The organism is Streptomyces sp. NPDC021080 (assembly GCF_044333225.1).
In the GTDB taxonomy this organism is placed as follows: Bacteria; Actinomycetota; Actinomycetes; order Streptomycetales; family Streptomycetaceae; genus Streptomyces.
Map to the genome: position 1 here is coordinate 1 of NZ_JBIRQM010000016.1, position 24856 is coordinate 24856.

Here is a 24856-nt window from a genome sequence, read left to right on the forward strand (position 1 = left end):
TCGAACTCATCGGCGGCGTCCGGTTCCCGGCCATCGGCGAACTGCCGTACCTGCTGACCCTGGCCGGCCACGGCTTCTACTGGTTCCGCCTGCGCCCCGCGGCCGGGCCCGCCGCACCGAAGCGATCGTGAACGCGTCCCCCTCGACAGCCCGCCCGCCCCTGAAAGGACGTGCCGTCATGCCGAACACCGCTCTGCAGCGTCCGAGCGGCCCCGACACCGCTCCGCTGCTCACCCCGTTGGCCGAACTGCTGCGGGCCTGGCTGCCCCGGCAGCGCTGGTTCGCGGGCAAGGGCAGGCCCGTGACGGATGTGACACTGCTGTCGACGACCGAGCTGTACCCCGGGTGTCTGCACCTGCTGGTCCGCACCGAGCACCTCGGCCCGCCCTCCCACGGCACCGCGGGCACTCCCGCGGCCGAGGACTGCTACCAACTGCTCCTCGGGGTGCGGGAGGTCCTGCCGCCACGGCTCGCCCACGCCGTCATCGGCCGGGTGAGCGCCGGTCCGCTGGCAGGCCTGACCGTGTACGACGCCTTCCACGACCCGAAGGCGGCGGGACTGCTGCTGGAGCGGCTGCGCCGTTCGGGCACGGCGGGTCCACTGCGGTTCGAGGCCGACCCCCGGGTGACGGTGCCGTCCGGTCTCCCACCGCGTCTCCTCGACGCCGAGCAGTCCAACACCTCACTGGTCTACGGGGACGCGTTCATACTGAAGGTCTTCCGGCGCGTCCAGCCCGGCATCAACCCGGACCTGGAGGTGCCGCGCGCACTGGCCCGCCAGGGCTGCGACCGCGTCCCCGCGCCGGCCGCGTGGTTCCGGACGTCGGAGCCGCAGGAGGCGACCCTCGGCGTCCTCCAGCCGTATCTGCGCGACGCCGCCGACGGCTGGGCGCTGGCGCTCGAGTCCCTCGGCTCGCGGCAGGACTTCACGGGCGAGGCGTTCGAACTGGGCCGTGCCACCGCCGAGGTGCATCTGGCCCTGGCCACGGCCTTCCCCGTGGACGCGCCGAGCCCGTACCGGAACCAGCGGCTCGCGGAGGCGATGCACGAGCGTCTGGACGCCGCGGTGCGTTCCGTCCCCGAACTGCGCCCGCACGCGGCCGGGTTGCGGTCGGCGTTCACCGCGCTGGCCGCCCTGGACTCGGCGGTCCGCCCGGCCCAGCGCATCCACGGCGACCTCCACCTCGGCCAGGTCCTGCGGGCCGGGCGACAGTGGTCGGTGATCGACTTCGAGGGTGAACCGGCCCGCCCGATCAGCGAACGTCGGCGTGTCCAGTCGCCCGTACGCGATGTCGCGGGCATGCTGCGGTCCTTCGACTACGCGGCCCGCTCCCGGCAGCCCTGGCGTCCGGAGTGGGCGGAGCGCTGCCGCGAGGCCTTCTGCTCGGGCTACGCCGCCGCCGCGGCCTGGGACCCGCGCGAGGAACCCGAACTGCTGCGCGCCTACGAGACGGACCGTGCCGTGTACGAAGTGCTCTACGAGGCACGGCACCGGCCCGACTGGCTGCCCGTACCCATGGCGGCGGTCGGACGACTCGCCGACCACCCCTGACCACCCGCCACCCGCCACCCGCCACCCGCCACCCGCCACCGATCACCGATCACCGATCACCGATCACCGATCACCGATCACCGATCACCGATCACCGATCAGCCTGAGCAGTCCTGTCGTCCCCCTCAACACCCCCACCCCCGAGAGGCCAAGCCGTGACCCGCACCGCTTCCACCCGCGCACGACGGGCCAAGCCCGCCGCCCCGTCCGCGCAGTTCGCCGCGCTGGACCCCACGGATCGGGGGCGTCTGCTGTCCGGCGCCCATCACGATCCGCACGCGGTGCTCGGTGCCCATCCCGTGCCGGACGGAGTGGTGTTCCGGGCGCTGCGGCCGTACGCCCAAGGGGTGGCGGTGGTCGTGGACGGGCACCGGACCGCGCTGGACGACCTGGGCGACGGGTTCTTCGGGACCGTTCTGCCGCTCACCGCGATTCCCGCGTACTCGCTGGTGGTGACGTACGACGGCACCGAGTTCGAGGCACCGGACCCCTACCGCTTCCTGCCCGCGCTCGGCGAGCTGGACCTGCACCTGATCGGTGAGGGCCGGCACGAAGAGCTGTGGCGGGCGCTCGGCGCCGAGCCGATGACCCACGAGGGGGTCGAGGGCACCCGCTTCACCGTGTGGGCCCCGAACGCCCAAGGCGTCCGGGTCTGCGGGGACTTCTGCCACTGGGACGGCGCCTCCGGGTTCCCGATGCGTTCGCTCGGCTCGTCCGGCGTGTGGGAGGTGTTCCTGCCCGGCATGGGTGAGGGAACGCTCTACAAGTTCGACATCACACGCCCCGACGGCTCCCGCACCCTGCGCGCCGACCCGATGGCCCGCCGCACCGAGGTGCCCCCGGCGACCTCGTCGGTCGTGACACGGTCGTCGTACACGTGGCAGGACTCCAAGTGGATGAAGGAGCGGGCGAAGCGCCGCCCGCTGCACGAGGCGCCGTTCTCGGTGTACGAGGTGCATCTGCCGTCCTGGCGACCGGGCCTGACCTACCGTCAGCTCTCCGACCAGCTCCCCGCCTACGTCACCGACCTCGGCTTCACCCACGTCCAGCTCATGCCCGTCGCCGAACACCCCTTCGGCGGCTCCTGGGGCTACCAGATCACCGGGTTCTACGCGCCCACCGCACGCCTGGGCACCCCCGACGACTTCAAGCACCTCGTCGACGCCCTCCACCGCGCCGGCATCGGCGTCCTCATGGACTGGGTCCCCGCCCACTTCCCCCGCGACGACTGGGCCCTCGCCCAGTTCGACGGCCGCCCGCTGTACGAACACGCCGACCCCCGGCGCGCCGACCACCCCGACTGGGGCACCCTGGAGTTCGACTACGGCCGCCGCGAGGTCCGCAACTTCCTCGTCGCCAACGCCACCTACTGGTGCGAGGAGTTCCACATCGACGGCCTGCGCGTCGACGCCGTCGCCTCCATGCTCTACCTCGACTACTCCCGCGAAGAGGGCCAGTGGGCCCCCAACGAATTCGGCGGGCGGGACAATCCCGACGCGGTGGCGTTCCTCCAGGAGATGAACGCCACCGTCTACCGCCGCAACCCCGGTGTCGTCACGATCGCCGAGGAGTCCACCGCCTGGGACGGCGTCACCCGTCCGACCTCCGACGGGGGGCTCGGCTTCGGGCTCAAGTGGAACATGGGCTGGATGCACGACTCGCTGGAGTACATGCAGCACGAGCCGATCCACCGCAAGTACCACCACGACGAGATGACCTTCTCGATGGTGTACGCCTACAGCGAGAACTACGTCCTGCCGATCTCCCACGACGAGGTCGTGCACGGCAAGCAGGCACTCGTCTCCAAGATGCCCGGCGACTGGTGGCAGCGGCGCGCCAACGCCCGCGCCTACCTCGGCTTCATGTGGGCCCACCCCGGCAAGCAACTCCTCTTCATGGGGCAGGAGTTCGCCCAGGGCGGGGAATGGAAGGAGGCCGAGGGCCCCGAGTGGTGGCTCCTCGACCCCGCCTACTGCGCCGAGGCCGACCACCGCGGGGTCCAGGATCTCGTCCGCGACCTCAACACCCTCTACCGCGGCGAACCCGCGCTGTGGGAACGCGACACCGACCCGTCCGGCTTCAGCTGGGTCGTGGGCGACGCCGCCGACGACAACGTCTTCGCGTTCCTGCGCCACGCCGCCGACGGCACCCCCCTGCTCGCCGTCTCCCACTTCTCCCCCGCCGTCCGCCACGGCTACCGCCTCGGCGTCCCCGAGGACATCCCCGCCTGGCGCGAGGTCCTCAACACCGACGACCTGCGCTACGGCGGCAGCGACATCGTCCACCCCGAGCCCGTCAAGGCCGAGGCGATCGGGATGCACGGCCGCCCGACCAGCATCGAGCTGACGCTGCCGCCGCTGGCGACGGTGTGGCTGCGGCCCGCCTGAGCCGGACCGCAGCCGTCGCCGGGGAAGCCCGTCTCAGGACGAGGCGGGCTTCCCCGCCGTGAAGAGCCAGGTGTGGAAGAGCCCGGTGAGGTCCTTTCCGGACGCCTGCTCGGAGAGCTTGACGAACTGGGCCGTCGTGCCGTGCCCGGCACGGTGGCCGGCGGCCCAGGACCGCAGGATGCGGAAGAAGACGGGGTCGCCGACGGCCGTGCGCAGCTTGTGCAGGACCATGGCGCCGCGGGCGTAGACCGGCGTCTCGAAGATGTGCTCGCCGCTGCCGGGATCGCCGGGCGGGAACGCCCACAGGTCCTTGCCCGCGGGGGTGGCGTACAGGGCGTCGAAGGCCTTCTGCGCGCTCTTGCCGCCGTGCTGCTCGGCGTACAGCCACTCGGCGTAGGTGGCGAAGCCCTCGTTGAGCCAGATGTCCTTCCACCGGGTCAGGGTGACGGAGTCGCCGAACCACTGGTGGGCGCTCTCGTGGACGAGGGTGTCGAGGTCGGGCGCGGAGTCGTAGACGGGCCGGGTCTGGGTCTCCAGGGCGTAGCCGACCTGCGGGGCCCGGTCGACAATGGCTCCGGCCGCCCGGAAGGGGTAGGGACCGAAGAGCTTGCTCTCCCAGGCCAGGACGGACGGCAGCTTCTTGACGACCGGTGCGACGGCGCTCGCCTCGCGGGGGTCGATCGCGTTGTAGACCTTGAGGCCGTCGCGGGTGGTGTACTGCTCGACCTTGAACGTGCCGACGGTCGCCGTGGCGAGGTAGGCCGCCATCGGCTCGGACTGGCGCCAGCGGAAGGTGGTCCGGCCGTTCGCGGTCCGCTGTCCGAGCAGGACGCCGTTGGCGACGGCGGTGCTCCCCTTCGGGACGGTCAGGGTGAAGTCGTACGACGCCTTGTCCGTGGGGTGGCTGTCGGCCGGGAACCACGTCATCGCGCCCTGGGGCTCGCCGGCCACGAACGCTCCGTCGTCCGTGGGGATCCAGCCGTCGAGGGAGCCGTCGGGGTCGGTGACCGGCTTCGGGGTGCCGGAGTAGGTGACGGTGACGCGGAACTCCTGGCCCTTGCGCAGGGTGTCCTTCGGCGTCACGACGAGTTCTCGGCCGTCGCGCCGGAACGCGGCCTTGGCGTGGTCGACGGTGACGCCGGTGACCTTCAGCCCGCTGAGGTCGAGGTCGAACCGGCTCAGCCGCTGCGTGGCTCTGGCGGTGATGACCGCCGTGCCGTCGAGGTGGCGGCTGTGCGGATCGTAACCGAGCGTCAGATCGTAGTGGTGGACGTCGTAGCCGCCGTTGCCCGAGAGAGGGAAGTACGGGTCTCCCGCGCCGGCGGAGCCCACGGCCCCGGCCGCCGTGGCAGGGCCCGCCGCGGTGAGCAGGGCGGCGAGGGCCACGGGGACGGCCGCGACGACGGCCTCGCGGCGAAGGACGGTTGTGCGTCGTGCGGCCTCGTGCGGGCGTGGTGTCACGTTCGCTCCTCCGGTTCGACGGTGATCACTCCCGCACAGCCTATGAGTCCCGCCCCGCCCGGACGCCCACGATCAGGTCAAGTCGCCTCCCGTGGCGGGCGGTTCCGCGGGGTGCGCCGGAAGGGAGCCACGTCCGGGACGGGCCCGGGTTCCGTCCCGGCAGTTGGGCCCTGGTCCGTCCCGCACTCGGGCCCGGAGCGCTCACACCCAGGGCGGCGGACCGTCCGGGACGAGCTGGTGAACGTCGAAGAGGACGGCGGACTCGACACCGAGCGCCGCTCCGCCCATGCCGCACACCCAGGTCAGGAACGGCCGCGGTTCGAAGGCGCCCTCGCCCAGCCCCTTGGTGTACTCGGCGTGTGCCTCGAGGGAGGTGATGCCGCGTTCGAGGGGGTCGCCGGTGACGTCGACGCCGTGGGTGGGCTGTTCCGCTCCGGCGAAGCACACCATCCGGATGCCGTTCCAGGGCTCCAGACCCTCGTCGGCTAGCTCGGGGAAGATCCAGCGGTTTCCCGCGTCGCGTGCCGCGTCGAGGGCGGCCAGGCCCACCGCCCGGTGGTCCGCCTGGTTGGTCACGCCGCCGATCATCCGTACCGTGAAGGCGCCGGACACCACGACCTCGGGGCGGTGCCGGCGCATCGCCCGCACGATCTCCCGGCGCAGCCCGATCCCGTACTCGACGGTGCCGTCGCGGTGATCGAGGAACTCGACGGTCTCGACGCCGACCTGCCGTGCGCCGGCCCGTTCCTCGGCCTCGCGCAGCGGTGCGGCCCGGTCCGGGTGCAGTCCGTCGATGCCGGCCTCTCCCCGGGTCGCCAGCAGATAGCTCACCTGCTTGCCCTGTGCGGTCCAGCGCGCGACGGCGCAGGCCGTGCCGTACTCGATGTCGTCCGGATGCGCGGCCACGGCGAGACACCGCTCCCAGTCCTCCGGCAGCGCGGACAGGCCCGGACCGCCCCCGAAGCCTGCTTTGTCCTGTGTGGGATCCATGTCCGGCATGATGGCGTGCGGTGGGCCCGGACCGACAGAGGCGCGCTTTCGGTGTTCGAGCGCCGGGTGCCCGCGCCCCCGTGTGCCCCGGGGACCACGTGGCACGGGCGCGCTGTCCCTTTGCCTGCCGAACAGCGGGACGCCGTGATGCGGTCCGTGGTGAAGTCTGTCCACACGTCCGAAGATCCGGTGTCCGGCCGCCGTCGTCGTTCCGTTCCCCTCTCCGGCCCCGGGCGACGGCGTGTCAGGCCCCGTACGTCGCAGAGGAGATGCCGTGACCACCTCACCCACCTGGAAGCACGCCCCCGTCAGGGTGGGGCTCGTCGGCGCGGGGCCCTGGGCGCGGGCCGTGCACGCCCGGGTGCTGGCCGCCGGGCCCGAGACGCTGCTGACGTCGGTGTGGGCACGCAGGCCGGAGGCCGCCCGCGAGACGGCGGCCCCGTACGGCGCGGGTGTCGCCGCGACGTTCGAGGAACTGCTCGACGGCTGCGAGGCGGTGGCCTTCTCGGTTCCGCCCGCGGTGCAGGCCGAACTCGCCGTGCGGGCCGCCGAGGCGGGCAAGGCCCTGCTCCTGGAGAAGCCGCTCGCGCTCGACCCGGCCGCGGCGCGGCGGCTCGTGGACGCGGTCGACGCCTCGGGCGTGGTCTCCCAGCTCGTCCTGACGAACCGCTATCACCCGGCCGTCCGGCGGTTCCTCGCGAGGGCGCGGGCCCTGGACGTCTCGGGCGCGCGCTCCTGCGGCCTCAGCGGCGCGTTCCTGGGCGGCGACTTCGCGACCCCGTGGCGTCTGGAGCACGGGGCGCTGCTGGACCTCGGACCGCACCTTCTCGACCTGCTGGACGCGGCGCTGGGGCCGGTCGTGCGGGTACGCGGTGCCGGGGACCCGCGCCGCTGGCTCGAACTCACCTGTGAGCACGAGAGCGGCGCCGTGAGCCAGGCCTCCTTGTCGGGCTCGGTCGAGGTGGAGCGCGGGATCACCCGGGTCGAGCTGTTCGGCCGGCATCCCGGGCTGGTCCTCGATGCCGGGGCCCTCGACCACGAGGAGTCCTGGCCCGTACTGCGCCGGGAGTTCGCCGCCGCCGTCCGCTCGGGCCGGCCGGGAGAGCTCGACGCCCACCGCGGGCTGTACCTGCAGACGCTGATCGCCCAGGCCCTGGACGGCTGATCCGCTGCGCCCTCGATCACCGGTCCGGAGCCCCGCGGCGCTGCCGATCGGGCGCAACGGGTGCCGGTGGAGCGTGTGCGGCCGGCGGCGGGTCGGCACAGGAGGTGTGGAACCGGCCGGGAGGGCCGCCGCCCCTTCGGCAGCCTCCGCGGGCGGCCGGGGCACGCCGGGTGCCGCCCCGGCCGGTGGGCGAGGTCGGCTGCAGCGCCCGTACCGGGGCCGGGCTGTCGCGCCGGCCGTCGTGGCCGCGACTGCGTCCCGGCCCCGTTCCCGAGGACTCGGCGGCCGGGTCTCCCGGCGAAGAGCGTGGGCGCATGTGAAGGAGCCGGCCGCGCGTGGCGGTCGGCCCCTTCGCGTCCCGGTCAGGTCCTGCCGGGTCCGCCGCTGCCGAAGGACCCGCTGGATCCCGGTTGCCAGCGCTTGCGGTGCTGGTCATCGGCGTGTTTGGTGCCCGCGGAGTGGATGTTGTACGGCATCAGCCGTTCGCTCTCGTCCGCGGCGTGCGGCACCTCGTCCGGCTCGCGCATCTCGCGTTCCTCGTGCACCGCCCCGGTCGCGGGCAGTCTGGGCTGCTCCTCGGCTGTGGGCGGGCGCGATTCCAGGTTCCTCACCCGGATGCCCATCCGGACGGCCCAGACGAGGGCACCGGCGATGACGAGGCCGCCGATGAAGGCGGCGCCCGCGTTCAGCGATGAACTCGCTGCGATCAGATCTTGGCTCGCGGTGTACATGGTGTTCGCGTACCCCCAATGTCAGGGGAAATTTGCGTACTGGCCCGTCAGCGACGGCCATTCCATTGTATTCCGGATCAATCCGGACGGTACGCCGCGAGCCCGGACCCGCTCGTTCCGAGCGGGTCGCCCTCAGCCTCGACCCCTCATTCCGGGCGGTGCGCCACGGCCCCGAACATCGTCACGGACATGTGCAGGCCACCCTGGCGCGCGGCTTCCGTGAGGTCCTCGTAGAGGCGGTCACGCTGCGACTCGCCGATGAGTCCGCGGTTCAGCGCCGAGTCGCCCAGCATGCGGATGAGCGGCCAGGCGACCGACCTGTGATCCTGGAGCAGGGCCTGCGAGCCACGGTCGTCGATCACCAGCCCGGCGGCCGTCAGCCGTCCCACCAGCTTGCGTCCGGAGTACGGGTCGGCTGCCGCGGACAGCGCGCCGGTGGTGAGCGCGGCGATCGTCTCGGGGTCTCCGGGGTGCAGGATGGTGGTCGCCCAGTCGGTGTCCAGCAGGGCGACCCGCCCGCCGGGGCGCAGCACGCGCGCTATCTCGAAGACGGCCTTCTCCGGCTCGACGAGGTGCTGGAGCACCCGCTCGCACCACACGACGTCCACCGTGGCGTCGGGCAGCGGCAGGGAGAGGGCGTCGCCGTCGGCGAAGCGCGCGGCGCTGCGCTCCTCGGTGCCCCGCTGCTCGGCCACCGCGCGCAGTCCGGGGTTCGGTTCGATGCCGAGCACCCTGCCGCGAGGACCCACGGCCGCCGCGAGGCGCCGGGTCTGCGATCCGGTGCCCGCGCCGATGTCGAGGGCCCGCTCTCCGGGCCGTACGGCCAGTGCCGCGTGCGCCCATGAACGCAGGCGCTGTACACCGTCGTTGACGTCCTGGGCATCGAGGGCGCCGACCAGACGGGCCGTGCTGTCCGCGCTGATGTTCTGCGCGTGGAAGGCCGACGTAGGCCGCGTGTCCACCATGGCGGTCACTCTAGAACCACCATGGTCGTTTTTCAGATTCAGATTGTGTAACGCCTCAAGGCCGGTGTGACAAAAGCGAGCACAAACACCGTCATGATCACCAGCAGGCCTCCCCCGGCGACCGCGGCGGGTGCCCCGAAGGCCGAACCGGCCGTTCCGTGAAGGACGTCGGCGACGCGCGGGCCGCCCACGACGACGACGGTGAAGACACCCTGGAGCCGTCCGCGCATCTCGTCGGTGGCGGCCGACAGCAGGATCGCGCCGCGGAAGACCATGGAGACCATGTCGGCGACCCCGGCAACGGCCAGGAAGGCCACGGCGAGCCACAGGCTGTGGCTGAGCCCGAACCCGGCGACGGCCGCGCCCCAGGCCGCGACGGAGACGATGACCATCAGGCCGTGCCGGCGGGCGCGGGAGAAGGTACCCGACATCAGTCCGCCGAGGACCGCGCCGATGGGGATCGCCGCGAACAGCAGTCCGAGCGCGAGCCCTTCGCCGTAGGAGGCGTAGGTCTCGGCGGCGAGTTGCGGGAACAGGGCGCGCGGCATGCCGAGGACCATGGCGATGATGTCGGCCAGGAAGGACAGGAGCAGCACCTTGTGCAGGGCGATGTAGCGGAAACCGGCCACCACTTCGCGCAGACCCGCGCGCTGGGAGGCCGTGCCGGTCAGGGGCGGGAGCGCGGGGAGCCGCAGGACGGCCCACACGGTGGCGCACAGGGCGAGGGCGTCGATCAGATAGAGCTCGGGGAGCCCGATGAGGGGGATGAGCGCGCCGGCGAGCATCGGTCCGGCCACCGAGCCGGTCTGCATGACGGTCGCGCCGAGCGCGTTGGCGGCGGGCAGTTCGTCCGCGGGGACGAGCCGGGCGATGGACGCGCTGCGGGCCGGTGAGTTGAGGCCGAAGAACGCCTGCTGGACGGCGAGCAGGACCATCAGGACGAGCACCGAGTCCAGTCCGGTGAAGGCCTGGGCCCAGAACAGCAGCGAGGTGACGGCTATACCGGTGTTGGTGACGAGGAGCAGCTTGCGGCGGTCCACGCTGTCGGCGATCGCGCCTCCCCACAGGGCGAAGACGACCAGGGGCAGCAGGCCGGCGAGGCTCGCGTAGCCGACCCAGGCCGAGGAGCCGGTGATGTCGTAGATCTGCTTGGGCACGGCGACCGCGGTGAGCTGACTGCCCACGGACGTGACGGCGGTCGACGTCCACAGCCGGCGGTAGGCGGGGCGGCGCAGCGGCCGGGTGTCCATGGCCCATCGGCGCCATCCGGTGCGGGCGGGCCGCTCGGTCTCCGCGCTCCCGTCGGGCGTCGTGGGGCCGCCACTCCCGTCGGGCACCGCGGCGCCGCTGTCCGTACTGCTCTGGCTCGTGTCCACGCTCATCCTGGTTGCTCGATACATCTTTCGGTCCGGGGATCACTATGTCCGAGCGTGGGCGGCCTGTGTCCCCCGGGGGACGGAAATGGCGTGGACACGCCCTGCGCCGAGGCCTCGCGAGGCGGGCGCAGGGCCGATGGGCGATCTGCGGCGGTGCGGGACGGCGTACGGCGGCTCAGGCGCCGGCGATCAGCGAGACGCCCGTCGCGATCATGGTCGTCGCGACCAGGCCGTCCAGGACGCGCCAGGACGCGGGCCGGGCGAGGAAGCGGCCGAGCAGCCGGGCGCCGAATCCGAGGGCCGCGAACCAGCACAGGCTGGCGAGGGCCGCGCCCAGCCCGAACGTCCAGCGCAGCGATCCCCGGCCGGCCGCCAGGGAGCCGAGCAGGAACACGGTGTCGAGGTAGACGTGCGGGTTGAGCCAGGTCAGGGCGAGGCAGGTGAGGACGGCACGGCGCCAGGAGCCCGAGGACCCGGTCGCCGCCCGCAGGGCCGAGGGCTTCAGCACCCGCCGGGCGGCGAGGACTCCGTGGACGACGAGGAAACCGCCGCCGGTCAGTCCGACCGCGGTGAGCGCGGCGGGCCAGGCCACCACCACCGCGCCGATCCCGCCGACCCCGAGCGCGATGAGCAGCGCGTCGGACAGGGCGCAGATGCCCACCACGGCGAGGACCGCGTCCCGGCGGACGCCCTGGCGCAGGACGAAGGCGTTCTGCGCGCCGATGGCGACGATGAGGGAGAGACCGGTGCCGAATCCGGCGACCGCTGCGGCGAGGGCGTCTGTCATGCCGTCGACGTTAGGAAGCGGATCTCCAGGAGTACAGCTAAAGATTCTTCAGTATCATTAGCGTTCGTGATGGCGGAACTCCCCCTCGACCAGGTGCGCACGCTGCTCGCGGTGGTCGACGAGGGCACCTTCGACGCGGCGGCCTCGGCCCTCCATGTCACGCCCTCGGCGGTGAGCCAGCGGGTCAAGTCGCTCGAACAGCGCACCGGCAGAGTCCTGCTCACCCGCACCAAGCCGGTGCGCCCGACCGAGTCCGGCGAGATCGTGGTGCGTTTCGCCCGCCGGCTCGCCCGGCTGGAGCGCGACGCGCACGCCGAGCTCGGGATGTCCGGATCCGGTGAGCCCACCCGGCTGTCCATCGCGGTGAACGCCGACTCGCTGGCGACCTGGTTCCTCGCGGCACTCACCCGCGTACCGGACGATCTGCGGCTGTGCTTCGAACTGCGCCGCGAGGACGAGGACCACACCGCCGCCCTGCTGCGCGAGGGATCGGTCATGGCGGCGGTCACCTCGTCGCCCGACCCGGTGGCCGGCTGCTCCGTCCGCGCCCTCGGGCGGATGCGCTATCTGCCGGTGGCGAGCCCCGGCTGCGCCGAGCGGTGGCTCGGCACCACGACCGGCACACCCCTGCGCGAGCTGATCGGCTCCGCCCCGGTGGTGGCCTTCGACCGCGACGACGACATCCAGGACGACTTCGTCCGCGCCCTCGCGGGCGGTCCCCGGGCGGGCACGCTGCGCCATTTCGTCCCCACCTCGGAGGGGTTCGTCGACGCCGTCACGGCCGGACTGGGCTGGGGCATGGTGCCCGAGGCCCAGGCGGAACCGCTGCTGCGCACCGGGAGGCTGGTCCGTCTCGCACCGGGCCGCGGTGTCGACGTCCCGCTGTTCTGGCAGCAGTGGAAGCTCGATTTCCCCGCTCTCGGCGCGGTGGCCGAGGCTGTGGCGGCCGTCGCCGCCAAGCGGCTGCGACCCGGCACGGCCGCCTGAACCATCGGCTCCCGGCCAGGTCCGAGCCGGTCCGTCGGCTCCGGGCCCACGCGGGCGCGACCGGAAGGAACGGTCTCCCCGCGTGGAGGCGCGAAGGATGTCGAGGTGCGGTGAGCGACCTGGGAGGCGCATTCTTGCTGTGTTGACCCCCCTGGCGGCGGGCGGACGAGGGCAGATCGATGACAGGGAGCGCCGAGCGTGAGGGCCAGGCGCTGGACAGCCTGGTCTCCCTGCTCAGTGACGCGGTGACGGACGCGATCCGGGCTGCCCGCGGCTTCGCGGGGGGCGTCTACCTGCGCTCCGTCACACCCGGCCTGCTGCGCCTCGCCGTGCTCGCGGGGCTGCCCGGCCCCCTCTTCCGGCCCTGGTCGCGCATGCACGTGGACCGGCCGTTCCCGGTCGCGGACGCCCATCGGCTCGGTGTGGAGGTGCTGCTCGCCGATCCGACGGAGACGATGCGCCGCTATCCGCAGCTCGCGGCGGGGCTGCCGTTCCAGTTCGGTTCGCTCTACGTGCCGGTGGTGGGCGACTCCACCCCGTACGGCGTCCTGACGGTGCTGCGCCCGCCGGCCTCGGACGCCACCGAGGTCCTGCCGGACCGCGACCGGATGACGGCAGTGGCGGCGGAGCTCGGAGCAGCCCTGGCGCGGCTGGACAAGGACGGCCTCCCGGTCCTGTGGGACGCGGACCCCATCGGGACCCGGCCGCCGGTCGACAGCCCGTCCACCCGGTGCGTCGGGGGGTTCACCTGGGATCCGGGCGACGGCACGCTGATCGCGGACGACGCCCTGTGGGCACTGCTCGGGATCCCCCAGGAGGATTTCGCGGGGACGCCCGAAGCCTTCGCGGACGCGCTGGCCCACGACGAACCCCGGCTGCTGCTGGCGGCCCTGCGCGAGACCGCCGCCGGCCGGCCGCCGCCCCACCCCCTGCCGGTCCGCACCGGCGGCGGCGGACTGCGGCTCCTCGAACTGTGGACCGCGGGAGGAGAGGACGTCCCGCCGTTCCGGGTCAGCGGCGCCCTCGTCGACCCGGGGCCGGGACCGGCGGCGGACGGGGCGGCCGACCAGCTCCCGGAGGGCGTCTTCGCGATCGACCGGATCGGGCTGATCACGTACGTCAATCCGCGCGCCGCCGACCTCCTCGGCCGCCCGCGCGCCGAACTGCTGGGGCGGCTGCTGTGGGACGTGGTGCCCTGGATGGACCACCCCGCCTACGAGGACCATCTGCGCAGCGCGCTGCTCTCACCGGACCCGGTGCACTTCCGGGCCCGCAGCCCGCTGGGAGACGGCACCGAGACGACCCCGGGACATCCGACGGGCACCTGGCTGAGCTTCTCCGTCTATCCCGGCCCCCGCGGCGTGACCTGCAAGATCACACCCCTGGGCCGGGCCTCGGAGGCCGCCGGGAACACTCCGTTCGAGGCGGAGGCGACCCAGGCCGCAGGGACCGGGCTCGAGGAGACCTACACCGGTGTGCCGGGCACGGCACCGCAGTACCGGCCCATCGTCCTCGCGATCGCGCTGACCGAGGCGGTGACCGCACGGCAGGTGTCCGAGGTGGTGATGCGCGAGCTGCTGCCCGCGTTCGGCAGCCGCCGCCTGGCCATCTACCTGCTGCAGGACCGCCGGCTCTACCTGGCCTGGGAGACCGGCTTCCCGCAGGGGTTCCTCGCCCCCTTCGACGGCGTGGGCCTGGACGCCAAACTTCCCGGGGTCGAGGCGCTCACCAGCGGCCGGGCGCTCTTCTTCGAGTCGATGCAGCAGCTGGAGGCCGCCTATCCGGGCATCGCCCTGGACTCCGCCCTCGGGGCCCGCGCCTTCCTGCCGCTGATCGCCTCCGGGCGCCCGGTCGGCTCGTGCATCCTCGGGTTCGACCGGCCCCGCGACTTCAGCACCGAGGAGCGTACGGTCCTCACCGCGCTCGCCGGACTGATCGCGCAGTCCCTGGAACGGGCCCGGCGCTACGACAACGAGGCCGCGCTCGCCCGCGGACTCCAGGAGGCCCTGCTGCCGCACCGGCTGTCGGCACACCCCCTCGTACAGACGGCGGGCCGCTATCTGCCCGGCACCGTCGGCATGGACGTGGGCGGCGACTGGTACGACGTCGTCGAGGCCGGTGACGGCCTCGCCCTCGTCATCGGCGACGTCCAGGGACACGGCGTCCAGGCCGCCGCCACCATGGGTCAACTGCGCAGCGCGGTCCGGGCGTTCGCCCTCGGGGACCATCCGCCCGACGAGGTGATGAGCGGCACCAACCGGCTGCTCATCGACCTCGACCCGGGCCAGTTCGCCAGTTGCTGCTACGTCCGGGTGAACCCCCTGACCGGTGAGGCGCAGGCCGCGCGGGCCGGGCATCCGCAGCCACTGCTGCGCCATCCCGACGGCCGCACCGAGGTGCTGGACCTGGCGGGCGGAGTGGTGCTCGGCGTGGACCCGGACGCCGACTACCCCGTGACGGACCTGGTGCTGGAGCCCGGGGCCGTGCTCGCCCTGTACACGGACGGGCTGGTCGAGCGGCCCGGCACGGACATCGACGAGGGGGTCGAGGCCCTGCGCTCGACCCTGGCCGGGGCCGGCCCCCCGCGGCACCTCACGGCGGGCGGTCCGTCCCTGTCCCGCACCGCCGATCTGCTCACCGCGGAGGCCCGGCAGGCGGGCGAGCGCCCCGACGACATCGCCCTGCTGCTCACCACCCGCCGGCCGCCCCGCGGGAGTGAACACACGTAACGGACGCCGTCCGGGCCCGCCCTCGGCGACCGGGAGCCGACCGGTGTCAGTGGGCCGCGTCCAGGCGGGCCCGCTGGTCCGCGGTGAGCTCCAGGTCCACCGCGGCCAGGTTCTCCTCCAGCTGGGCCACCGAGGAGGCGCCGGCCAGCGGGATCACCGGCAGCTCGGCACCGATCTGCCAGGCCAGCACCACCTGGTTCAGGGTCGCCCCCGTCTCCTTGGCCACGTCCCGGAGCACGGCGAGCCGGGCGGTGTTCCCCGGGTGGTCGTAGTCGGACGGCAGCGGCTTGTCCCGTCGCCCGTAGGCACCGCCCAGCAGCGGCGAGTAGGCCACCAGGGTCAGGCCGGGCTCCGCCGCCAGGTAGCTGAGGAGCTCTCCGGTCGCGGCGCCGAGACCACCCTCGGGGAAGAGCCCGCTCGGTACGTCGGAGCGGGGGCGCAGCAGGCTGTGGTGGTACTGGAGGACCTCGTAGCCGGGCAGCTCCGCCCCGGCGGCCAGGGCCCGGGCCCGCTCCACGCGCCAGACGGCATGGTTGCTCACGCCGAGGAGTCCGACGCTGCCCTCCGCGACGAGTTCGGCGAACGCCCTGACGGTCTCGCCCGGTTCGACGGTGCGGTCCTCTATGTGCGCGTACAGGAGGTCGATCTTCTCCACTCCGAGGCGTTCCCTGCTCCGCTCGGAGGCCTCGCGGACCGTCTTGGCGGACAGTCCCTCGGGGTTGTCGACGTAGTCGGTCCCGGGGGCCAGCGGGCGGGCGCCGAGCTTGGTCGCGAGGACGATCCCGTCCCCGACGCCCCGGCTGCGCCGCCAGCGCCCGAGCAGTTCCTCGCTCTGGCCGCCCTGACCGCCGTCGGTCCAGAAGGCGTAGTTGTCGGACGTGTCGATGAAGTTGCCGCCGGCCTCGGCATAGCGGTCGAGCACGGCGAACGAGGTCTCCTCGTCGGTCAGCGAGCCGAACAGCATCGCGCCGAGCGCGAGCACGCTCACCTCACGGCGGGTGGCCGGGTCCGTGCCGATCGTGCGGTAACGCATGGTGTTCCCTCCCGTTCGGGCCCGAGGTCCCCGGGCCCGGACGGGAGTCTTGCCGTTGGAGTGCTCTTGAGGTCAAGCCTTGGCGAACGGCCCCTCCAGGGCGGCCCACTGCAGCAGCATGATCGTCTTGGCGTCCGCGATCTCCCCGGTGCGGATCATCGACAGGGCCTCGCGGAAGGGCAGTTCGACCGTCTCGATGTCCTCTCCCTCCTCGTCGAGTCCGCCGCCCTCGTGGGTGCGGGTGGACGGACCGTAGGAGGCGGCGTAGAAGCTCACCCGCTCGGTGACCGAACCCGGGCTCATGTAGACGTCGAAGACGTGCTCGACCTCGCCGACCGTGTGCCCGGTCTCCTCGATGACCTCGCGCCGCACGGCGACCTCGGGGTGCTCGTCGTCCTCGTCGAGGAGGCCGCCGGGTGTCTCGACCAGCATGCCGTCCGGATGCCCGTTGACATACACGGGATAGCGGAACTGCCTGGTCAGCAGCACGGTTTCACGCTCGGTGTCGTAGAGCAGGAGGGTGGCGCCGTTGCCGCGGTCGTGGGTCTCGCGCTCCTGGGTGCTCCAGGTCCCGTCGGCGAGCCGGAGGTCGAAGGTGGTGGTGCGCTCCACGTACCAGTGGCAGGACAGGAGTTTGACATCGCGGACCCTGACCCGCGGGTTGCCTGTCAGGTCGCGGCCCGTCCGGTCGAGTCCGGTACGGCCCCGGCGGTCGGGGGTGTCGATGCCCGCGGTCATCGCGCGCGGGCCCGGCGGGAGCGGGAGTTGTCGTTCATGGGGTCTGTCTACCATCCTGAGACCAAGATCCTGGTCACAGCGGGCCTTCGCCCGTTTAGGCTCACGGCATGGAACAGACGGAGATCATCCTGCGCGCGATCGGCGTGCTCACCGAGACCAACGCCATGGTGCGCAGGATCGCCCAGGACGAGGAGGCCGAGGTCGAGTCGGCCGAGAACAACCTGGGCACGCTCGTCACCGAGGTGTTCCCGCGCGTCGAGGTGCCCGGTGACGCCGGTCCCGCCGAGGCGGGGCAGGCGGTCGCGGACGCCTATCTGCCCGCCGCCATCTCGCTGGTGGGCGCCTTCGCGTTCCTCTTCTCCGAACTGGCCGACCTCCACGACTCCGGGCGGACCGACGTCACGACGGCCGACCTGCTCCAGGACCTCGCCCTGCGGATGTCCCGGGCCGACAACGGCTAGGACCTGTCCGGTCGATCACGGTGGAGGGTGCCGGCGGCACCTGGTGGGTGCCGGTGAGCGGGGTGTGGTGCGTGCAGCTGCAAGGCGGAGGAGGGAGGCGACGCGGAGCGTCGTGGACTGACGACAACGCCGCAGATGTGCGTGCCACACCCCGCGTCTCCGCCGTGATCGACCGGGCAGGTCCTAGGACCTGTCCGGTCGGTTATGCCCGGAGTCGGACCACGGGGATCGTAACGGTCGCGCTCCCCGGGGTGCCGTAGCCGCGTCCGCCGTGGCGGGTGGTGAACGTCGGGTTCAGGTGGTGGCCTGCAGACGCAGGCCCGTCAGTGTCAGCTCCAGCGCGGAGCGGAACTGGTCGACGTCGTCGTGGCCGTCGAACTCGTCGACGATCTCGTGCACGAAGGGGAACTCCTCGGGGTCGAGCTCCCGCCACGCCTGGGCGAAGCGGCCGAGGAACTCCTCGCGGCTCGTGGCGCCGTCGAGGATCTCCTGGGGCGGTTCCTGGCCCATGTCGACGGCGGAGCCGACGACGACTCCCACGATCGCGGAGACGGCGTGGAAGCGCTGGTGCGCGGTGAGATCCAGGCGAAGGGTCTGCCGGCCGAGCTTCTCGTACAGGCGCAGGGAGTTGCTCTGTGCGTCGGTGTTGCGCATGAAGTAGGCGCCCAGCCAGGGCCGCTCCACGATCGCGTCGAACAGCGTCACGGCCATCGCGCGCAGGTCGTCGATCGGGTCGTCGCTCACGGGAAGCTTCTCGACGTCGGCCAGTACCGCACCCATCACGTGGTCGGTGGCACGGTCCAGCAGTTCCTCCTTGCTCGCCACGTACCAGTAGATGCTGGCGACGCCACCCCCCAGACGCTGCGCGAGCGCCCGGAACGTCAGCGCCGGTGCCCCGGCCTCGTCGAGCAGGGCCACCGCCTCGGTGAGCACGGACTCCATCGAGTGCGAAGCCCGTCGACGTCCCCCGCCCGAGCGGTTCTGCAGGCGTGTCATGGCTTCCTTCCCACCACTCTTGCTTCGTATCGAACGTTGTTCTATCGTATCGCATCGTACGCTGTTCGATACCCGTACGACGTTCGATAACGGTACGGCGTTCGATAGGAAGGACTGGCCGCCATGACGACCGCCACGCTCGACACCCCGACCCCCTCACGCACCTACCCGTCCCTGCGCGCGGCGTGGATTCCCCTGGCAGCCCTCTGCCTGGCCTTCTTCGTCGAGATGGTCGACAACACACTGCTGTCGATCGCGCTGCCCACGATCGGCCGCGACCTCGGGGGCGGGACGACCGCGCTGCAATGGGTCACCGGGGCGTACTCGCTGACCTTCGGCGGCCTGTTGCTCACCGCCGGGTCGATGGCCGACCGGCTCGGCCGGCGCCGGGTGCTGCTGATCGGACTCGCCGCGTTCGGCGCGCTGAGCCTGTGCGTCGTCCTCGTCACCACGGCGGGCGAGCTCATAGCCCTGCGGGCCGTACTCGGCATCGCCGCCGCGGCGATGGCCCCGATCACGAACTCACTGGTCTTCCGCCTGTTCGACGACGCGGCCCTGCGGATGCGCGCCATGACGGTGATGATCGTCGTCGGCATGTCCGGCTTCGTCCTCGGACCGCTGCTCGGTGGCACCGCGCTGGCCCATGTGGGCTGGGAGTGGCTGCTGGTCGTCAACGCCCCGATCGCGCTGATCGCGTGCGTCGGCGTCCGGCTCGGCGTCCCGGCCGACCGGCCCGAGGACCTGACCGAGGACGCGCTCGACCTCCCGGGAGCCGCACTGAGCGTCGGCGCCATCGGGCTCGCGTGCTTCTCCCTGACCAGCGGTGTGGAGCACGGCTGGCTCTCCGCCGCCACCGTCGCCTCGATCGTGGGCGCCCTCGCGGCCGCGACCGCCTTCGTACGGCACGAGCGCCGCAGCGCGGCACCCATGCTGGATCTGCGGCTCTTCTCCCAGGGCACCGTCCGCGGCGCGGCCGTCGCCCAGGTCGGGACGTCCATCGCGATGGCCGCCGTGATGTTCGGGCTGATACTGCACTTCCAGTACGCCTACGGATGGAGCCCGGTACGGGCCGGCCTGGCGAATCTGCCGATCATCGTGACGATGCTCGCCGCGACCCCACTGTCCGAGTGGCTCGCGCGCCGGTTCGGCCACCGCATCGCCTGTCTGGTGGGCGCGGCCTGCCTGGCCGGCTCACTGGCGGGCCTCTCCTGGGGCGTCGCCCACGGGTACGCGGCCATCGCCGTCTGCATGGTGCTCATGACCGTGGGGCTGCGCACCGTGATGACCATCTGCGCGGTCGCACTCGTCGACGCCGTGCCGGACAACCGCACCTCCATCGGTGCCGCCCTCAACGACACCGCCCAGGAGGTCGGCTCCAGCGTCGGTACCGCCGTGGTCGGCACCCTGATCGCCGCGTTGGTCACCACTCGGCTCCCCGTCGGCACCTGGAGCGGCGACCTCGTCGCGTCGTTCTTCCACGGAGAGCAGATCATCTACGCCCTGCTGGCCGTCGTCGTCGGACTGGTCACGGCCGGCGGCGCGCTGAGCCTGACCGACTCCCGTACCACCGAGGAACATCCCGTCGAGGAATCCGTCTGACGACAGAGCCGACGACAGGCCTGACGACGACGTCACGGGACCTGTGGACGGGAACGACCGGGGGGCGCGCCGACCCGGTCACGGGAAGGCCCGCGGCGCGGGTCGGCGCGGTCGCGGGTCAGGCGTGCGGGACGACCGCCACCGGGCAGGGCGCGTGATGCATCACCGCGTGGGCCACCGAACCGATCCGCGCGCCCACCGCGGAGCGTTCGGCCCTGCGGCCGACGACCATCAGCTGGGCCCGGTCGGAGAGCGACAGCAGCACCTGCCCCGCGCTGCCCATCTCGATGTGCTGGGTGACGGGCACCCCGGGAAAGCGTTCCCGCCACGGCTCCAGCGCCTCGGCCAGCGCCTTCCGCTCGTACGGCTCCAGGCCGCCGGCCTCGTCCAGCATCTTCAGCGAGCCGGGACTGTAGGCGAACACCGGCGGCAGACTCCACGCCCGTACGGCCCGCACCGCCGCGCCACGGGCCGCCGCGGTCTCGAACGCGAAGCGCAGAGCGGCCTCGCCGTCCTCGGGACCGCCCTGATGGCCCACGACGATCTCCCGGCCGCCCGCCTCGTCCCCGGGCCGGTCCTCCGAACGCACCAGCACGACCGGGCAGGGCGCCTCGGCGATCACCCGCTGCCCGACGGAACCGAGCAGGAAGCCGACGAACGCGCCGTATCCGCTCGACCCGAGGACCAGGATCCCGGTGTCGGCGGCGACGCCCAGCAGCGCCTCCACCACCTCGCCCCTGGCGGAGTCGATCACGTCGACCGTCACCGACAGACCCGCGTGCCGGTCGGTGACCGTGCGGGCCGCGTCCTCGATCATGCCGTGGACCCAGCACGCCTGGTCCTCCCGGTCACCACCACCGACCATGTCGTGCGGCGGCCAGTGCCAGGCGTACACCATCCGCAGGGGCACGTCCCGGCGGACGGCCTCACGGCCCGCCCAGGCCAGCGCGGCCCTGCTCTCGGGTGATCCGTCCACGCCCACGGTGATCGGGTGGGTCATCCGCCTGCCTTCCGTCGCCGGCCCGCCTGCACGGCCGGGTGCTCGTGCGTCCTGACCGGTCCAGTGTCCGCCACCGGCGGCCGAGGCGGCCTCCCGTCAGGACGTGCCGGGCGCCGCGCCCCGGCTACGCCGAGGCGCGGACCACGAGTTCCGGGTCGAAGATCAGCGACGTCGGTTCGGTGCGGACACCCCGGATGTGCTCGTCCAGGAGGGCGGCCATCGCCGCGGCCATCTCCTCCACGGGCTGGCGCACCGTGGTCAGGGGCGGCCGGCAGGTGACCGCCACGCTGGAGTCGTCGAAGCCGACGACCGCGACATCCTCCGGCACCTGTCTGCCCCGCTCCCGCAGCAGCCGGCACACGCCTTGGGCCATCAGGTCGTTGGCGGCGAACACCCCGTCCACGTCCGGGTGTTCGGCCAGCAGACCGGACATCGCCGCCATACCGCTGTCCAACGTGAACCCGCCCTCGGCGACGGGGACGTACGGGTGTCCGCCGCGGGCCATCGTGTCGCGGAACCCGGCGAGCCGGTCCTGGCTCGCGGCCACGCCGAGCGGCCCGGTGACGGTGACGATCCGCCGGCACCCCCGGTTCAGCAGGTGTTCGGCCGCCAGCCGCGCCCCCTCGCGGTGGGCGAGATCGACGTAGCTGAGCCGCACCGGGCGGGAGGGCCGGGCGAACAGGACGGCGGGCAGACCCGCGTCGGCGAGCAGGGCGGGCAGCGGGTCGTCGGCGTGGGTGGAGACGACGAGGGCGCCGTCGGCGCTGCCCTGCCGCAGGTCGGCCAGCACCTGGCTCCTGGTCTCCGCGGACTCGGCGAACATCAGCAGCGGATGCATCGAGCGTGGACGCAGGTAACCGACCACGCCGCTGACGACCCGTCCGAAGAAGGGGTCCGCGAACACCCGGGCGGCGAAGGCGTTCCGCTCGTCCCCCGGGGTGTCGCCCGCACCGGAGACGATCAGCGCCACCGTCTGGCTGCGCCGGGTCACCAGCGATCTGGCGGCCCGGTTGGGCGCGTAGCCGGTCCGCTCGATGGCCCGGCGCACCACCTCCTGGATCCCGGGGTCGACGTTGCGGACCCCGTTGATGACCCGGGACACGGTCGCGCGGGAGACTCCGGCCACCCGCGCGACATCCTCCAGCGTGGGAGCCTGTCTGCTCATGGCGGCACCCTAACGGTCGTGCGCCGCCCCGGGATAGAGCGCTCTCCCCGGACGCCCGGGGGCTCAACCGGGGGCCCTGACCCGTGCGGTGGCCCTCAGCGGCAGAGCGCCCGCGGAGCGGCCGGCGAGCACGCGGTAGGAACCTGGCGGCGTGCGCCACGCGTGCTCGTCCTCGTCCCAGTGACGCAGCGCGCGGGGCGGTATCCGCACCGACACGGTGACCCGCTCTCCCGGTTCGGCCCATACCGCGGTGTATCCGGCGAGCCAGCGTTCCGGGCGGTCCGGAGGACCGGGGGGCCCGGCCAGATAGACCTGGACGACCTCGCGGCCACGGCGCGGGCCCGTGTTGCGCACCTCCACCTGTACGGCGAACGGCTCACCGGCCACGATGTCGCCGGGGACGGCCAGTCCCTCGTACGTCCAGGTCGTGTAGCCGAGTCCGTGCCCGAACCAGTAGGCCGGTGCGCGGTCGTGGCGCGCCCAGGCGCGATAGCCGATGTGCAGGCCCTCGGTGTAGTCGAGGTGCCCGCCCTCGGGCCGGGTCCGGGTGACCGGCGCGTCGGCGAGGGCGGCCGGCCAGGTCGTGGGCAGCCGGCCGCCGGGCTCGGCCCGGCCGAACAGCACGTCGGCCAGGCCGGTGCCGCCCTCCTGCCCGGGGAACCAGGTCAGCAGGACCGCACCGGCTCGGGCGCGCCAGGGCAGTTCGACCGGCCCGCCGCTGTTGACGACGACGACCGTGCGCGGATCGGCGGTGGTCACCGCGCGGACCAGTTCGTCCTGGCGTCCGCCGAGTCCGAGGTCCGTCCGGTCGCGGCCTTCGGACTCGCCGTGTTCGGTGGTGCCGACGACCACGATCACCGCGTCCGCGTCACGGGCCGCCCGCGCCGCTTCGGCCAGGGCCTGATCGTCGTCGGTGCGCGGCGGGGCCGCGGTGACGACGGTGGCCCGGCCGGTCCCCGGGGCGAGTTCGCGGCGCGCCGCCACGCGCACCGCGCGTCCGGCGGTGAGGGGGACGAGCACGCCGTGGACGGGCGGGTTGACGTGGACGACCGCCGGGTCGTCGGTCTCCTTGTCGAACTCCCCTTCCAGGGCGATGTGTTCGTCGACCGTGAGGCTCAGGCGGCCGAATCCGCCGACTCCGAGCGTCCACGGCCCCGAGACTCCCGGGAGCAGGAGGGTCTCGATCTCGACGGTGTGCGCACCGGGTGGCAGCGGTGGCTCCAACTGCCGCCCTCCGTCACGGTGTTCCGAGAGCAGCGCACACCCCGCCGCGTCCAGCACACGCAGCCGGACGCCGGGGTCGCCGGTGACGGGATCGGTGCACAGGTCCGGGGTCAGGGGCGCGGGAGGCGAGCCGGTCGAGGGGCCCGGGACGTGGACGACGCGTACGCCGCCACCGAGCGCGGCCCTGATGCCGTCCAGGGGCGTGACGACCCGCTCGGGGAAGACGCCCGCGCTGCCGCCGCCCTGGGTGCGCGGCAGGACGGCGTGCGCGCCGATCACGGCGACGGTCCGCAGCCGGGCGGGATCGAGCGGGAGGACGCCGCGATTGCGCAGCAGGACGGTGCTCGCGGCCACGGCCTCGCGCAGCAGCGCGCGGGCCTCGGTCCGGCCGGTACCGGGCGAAGCGGCCTCCGGCGGCTCGGGCGCGCACAATTGCTCCGGCTCCGGCTGTGACTGCGACTGCGACTGCGACTGCGACACGGAAACCGGCACCGTCACTGGCGCCCCCACTGCCCCTGCCCCTCGCACTGGCACTGGCTCTGACACCGGCTCTGGCTCTGGCTCTGACACCGGGGATGACGACGCCCCCGGCGCGAACCCCGGCTTCCCGAGCGCGCCGCACGCCGCGGCGAGCCCGAGCAGCCGCCGCACCTTGTCGTCGACGGCCTGCCGCGGAACCCGCCCCGCCTCCACGGCCCGTACCAGCGCCTCGCCCCAGGGGCTGTCCGGTCCCGGCATCGCGAGGTCGAGGGCGGCGCGGGCGGTCTCGTCGCAGTCGCGCACCGCACCCCAGTCGGAGACCACCACGCCGTCGAAACCCCACTCCCTCTTGAGGGGGTCGTCGAGGAGCGGACTGGCGGTCGCCGTCGCGCCGTTGACGCCGTTGTACCCGGCCATGACGACCCGGACGCCGGCCTCGACGGCCGCCTCGAACGGGGCCAGGTACACCTCCCGCAGGACCCGCTCGGACACCCGGACGTCGACGGTCAGCCGGTCCGTCTCGCAGTCGTTGGCCACGTAGTGCTTCGCGGTGGCGGCCACGTGGCGGGCCTGGATCCCCCTGATGAGCGCGGCGCCGGTGCGGCCGGTCAGTTCGGGGTCCTCGGAGTAGCACTCGAAGTGCCGTCCGCCGAGCGGTGTCCGGTGGAGGTTGAGGGTGGGCGCGAGGACGACGTCGACGCCCTTGCGGCGCGCCTCGGCGGCGATCAGCCCGCCGAGGCGTTCCACCAGTCGCTCGTCCCACAGGGCCCCGAGCGCGGACGCCGAGGGCAGCAGCAGGGCCCGGTCGCGCTCGTCCCAGGACTGGCCGCGGACTCCGGCAGGGCCGTCCGACAGGACCATCTCGCGCAGCCCCAGGGCGGGTTCGGCCCGGGTGCGCCAGGTGGTCGCGCCGGTCAGCAGCCGGACCTTCTCGCGGAGGGTGAGTCCGCCGAGGAGCGCCTCGCGCTCCGCCGCGCCGTCCGTCCCGCTCACGCTTGCTGCCTCATTCCCGGGAGAGCGCTCTCCCTCG

At 73.0% G+C, this 24856-nt stretch carries 20 protein-coding genes; 8 read left to right on the forward strand and 12 right to left on the reverse strand.

Annotated elements, in window-relative coordinates; genetic code table 11:
* The 3 genes from ACH4S8_RS33225 to glgB form a co-directional block, all read left to right on the forward strand.
* A partial coding sequence (locus ACH4S8_RS33225; RefSeq protein ID WP_398401127.1) for an alpha-glucosidase C-terminal domain-containing protein occupies window positions 1–131 on the forward strand: 131 nt, incomplete at its 5' end.
* Between the two features lie 47 nt (window positions 132–178).
* Entirely contained in the window at window positions 179–1552 is a 1374-nt protein-coding gene (locus tag ACH4S8_RS33230; protein WP_398400742.1) for a maltokinase, read from the forward strand.
* A 155-nt stretch (window positions 1553–1707) separates the two neighbouring features.
* Window positions 1708–3939 carry a 1,4-alpha-glucan branching enzyme gene (gene glgB / locus ACH4S8_RS33235; RefSeq protein WP_398400744.1) on the forward strand — a complete coding sequence of 744 codons (2232 nt, stop codon included), beginning with the start codon at window positions 1708–1710 and terminating at the stop codon, window positions 3937–3939.
* Between the two features lie 33 nt (window positions 3940–3972).
* On the opposite strand, the gene ACH4S8_RS33240 is transcribed toward glgB, so the two are convergent.
* Both ACH4S8_RS33240 and ACH4S8_RS33245 read right to left on the reverse strand, forming a co-directional pair.
* Window positions 3973–5400, reverse strand: a complete 1428-nt coding sequence (locus ACH4S8_RS33240; RefSeq protein ID WP_398400746.1) for a M1 family metallopeptidase — start codon at window positions 5398–5400, stop codon at window positions 3973–3975.
* Between the two features lie 201 nt (window positions 5401–5601).
* Window positions 5602–6390, reverse strand: a complete 789-nt coding sequence (locus ACH4S8_RS33245) for a PIG-L deacetylase family protein (RefSeq protein ID WP_398400748.1) — start codon at window positions 6388–6390, stop codon at window positions 5602–5604.
* A 274-nt stretch (window positions 6391–6664) separates the two neighbouring features.
* Here ACH4S8_RS33245 and ACH4S8_RS33250 point away from each other — a divergent pair, with 274 nt between their 5' ends.
* Window positions 6665–7555 carry a Gfo/Idh/MocA family protein gene (locus tag ACH4S8_RS33250; RefSeq protein ID WP_398400750.1) on the forward strand — a complete coding sequence of 297 codons (891 nt, stop codon included), beginning with the start codon at window positions 6665–6667 and terminating at the stop codon, window positions 7553–7555.
* A 362-nt stretch (window positions 7556–7917) separates the two neighbouring features.
* Here ACH4S8_RS33250 and ACH4S8_RS33255 read toward each other — a convergent pair whose 3' ends face one another.
* The 4 genes from ACH4S8_RS33255 to ACH4S8_RS33270 form a co-directional block, all read right to left on the reverse strand.
* Window positions 7918–8286 carry a DUF6479 family protein gene (locus tag ACH4S8_RS33255; protein ID WP_398400752.1) on the reverse strand — a complete coding sequence of 123 codons (369 nt, stop codon included), beginning with the start codon at window positions 8284–8286 and terminating at the stop codon, window positions 7918–7920.
* Between the two features lie 146 nt (window positions 8287–8432).
* Complete coding sequence (locus ACH4S8_RS33260) at window positions 8433–9251, reverse strand: methyltransferase domain-containing protein (protein ID WP_398400754.1); 819 nt, start codon at window positions 9249–9251, stop codon at window positions 8433–8435.
* Between the two features lie 38 nt (window positions 9252–9289).
* Window positions 9290–10627, reverse strand: a complete 1338-nt coding sequence (locus ACH4S8_RS33265) for an MFS transporter (RefSeq protein ID WP_398400756.1) — start codon at window positions 10625–10627, stop codon at window positions 9290–9292.
* A 175-nt stretch (window positions 10628–10802) separates the two neighbouring features.
* Window positions 10803–11414, reverse strand: a complete 612-nt coding sequence (locus ACH4S8_RS33270; protein WP_398400757.1) for a LysE/ArgO family amino acid transporter — start codon at window positions 11412–11414, stop codon at window positions 10803–10805.
* A gap of 66 nt (window positions 11415–11480) precedes the next feature.
* On the opposite strand from ACH4S8_RS33270, the gene ACH4S8_RS33275 reads away from it, so the two are divergent.
* Together ACH4S8_RS33275 and ACH4S8_RS33280 are read left to right on the forward strand one after the other, a co-directional pair.
* The gene (locus ACH4S8_RS33275) at window positions 11481–12401 is read left to right on the forward strand and encodes a LysR family transcriptional regulator ArgP (RefSeq protein WP_398400758.1); all 921 of its coding nucleotides are present in this window, start codon (window positions 11481–11483) and stop codon (window positions 12399–12401) included.
* A gap of 179 nt (window positions 12402–12580) precedes the next feature.
* On the forward strand, window positions 12581–15130 hold the full coding sequence (locus ACH4S8_RS33280) for a SpoIIE family protein phosphatase (protein ID WP_398400760.1): 2550 nt from the start codon (window positions 12581–12583) through the stop codon (window positions 15128–15130).
* Window positions 15131–15176: 46 nt separating this feature from the next.
* Here ACH4S8_RS33280 and ACH4S8_RS33285 read toward each other — a convergent pair whose 3' ends face one another.
* Together ACH4S8_RS33285 and ACH4S8_RS33290 are read right to left on the reverse strand one after the other, a co-directional pair.
* Window positions 15177–16163 carry an aldo/keto reductase gene (locus tag ACH4S8_RS33285; protein WP_398400762.1) on the reverse strand — a complete coding sequence of 329 codons (987 nt, stop codon included), beginning with the start codon at window positions 16161–16163 and terminating at the stop codon, window positions 15177–15179.
* A 72-nt stretch (window positions 16164–16235) separates the two neighbouring features.
* Window positions 16236–16901, reverse strand: a complete 666-nt coding sequence (locus ACH4S8_RS33290; protein WP_398401129.1) for an NUDIX domain-containing protein — start codon at window positions 16899–16901, stop codon at window positions 16236–16238.
* A gap of 107 nt (window positions 16902–17008) precedes the next feature.
* On the opposite strand from ACH4S8_RS33290, the gene ACH4S8_RS33295 reads away from it, so the two are divergent.
* Window positions 17009–17362 (forward strand): hypothetical protein, encoded by a 354-nt coding sequence (locus ACH4S8_RS33295; RefSeq protein WP_398400764.1) that lies wholly within the window; start codon window positions 17009–17011, stop codon window positions 17360–17362.
* Window positions 17363–17656: 294 nt separating this feature from the next.
* Here the strand turns inward: ACH4S8_RS33295 and ACH4S8_RS33300 are convergent, their stop codons facing one another.
* The gene (locus ACH4S8_RS33300) at window positions 17657–18304 is read right to left on the reverse strand and encodes a TetR/AcrR family transcriptional regulator (protein WP_398401132.1); all 648 of its coding nucleotides are present in this window, start codon (window positions 18302–18304) and stop codon (window positions 17657–17659) included.
* Window positions 18305–18481: 177 nt separating this feature from the next.
* Here ACH4S8_RS33300 and ACH4S8_RS33305 point away from each other — a divergent pair, with 177 nt between their 5' ends.
* Window positions 18482–19957: an MFS transporter gene (locus ACH4S8_RS33305; RefSeq protein WP_398400766.1), complete on the forward strand. Its 1476-nt coding sequence runs from the start codon at window positions 18482–18484 to the stop codon at window positions 19955–19957.
* 118 nt (window positions 19958–20075) lie between these two features.
* Here the strand turns inward: ACH4S8_RS33305 and ACH4S8_RS33310 are convergent, their stop codons facing one another.
* From ACH4S8_RS33310 to ACH4S8_RS33320, 3 genes are all read right to left on the reverse strand, one after another.
* On the reverse strand, window positions 20076–20957 hold the full coding sequence (locus ACH4S8_RS33310; RefSeq protein WP_398400768.1) for a universal stress protein: 882 nt from the start codon (window positions 20955–20957) through the stop codon (window positions 20076–20078).
* A 124-nt stretch (window positions 20958–21081) separates the two neighbouring features.
* A complete protein-coding gene (locus ACH4S8_RS33315) occupies window positions 21082–22122 on the reverse strand; it encodes a LacI family DNA-binding transcriptional regulator (RefSeq protein WP_398400770.1) in 1041 nt (346 codons plus the stop codon).
* A 63-nt stretch (window positions 22123–22185) separates the two neighbouring features.
* Window positions 22186–24819, reverse strand: coding sequence for a glycoside hydrolase family 3 C-terminal domain-containing protein (locus tag ACH4S8_RS33320; protein ID WP_398400772.1), 2634 nt, complete (start codon window positions 24817–24819; stop codon window positions 22186–22188).
* Between the last annotated feature and the right edge of the window lie 37 nt (window positions 24820–24856).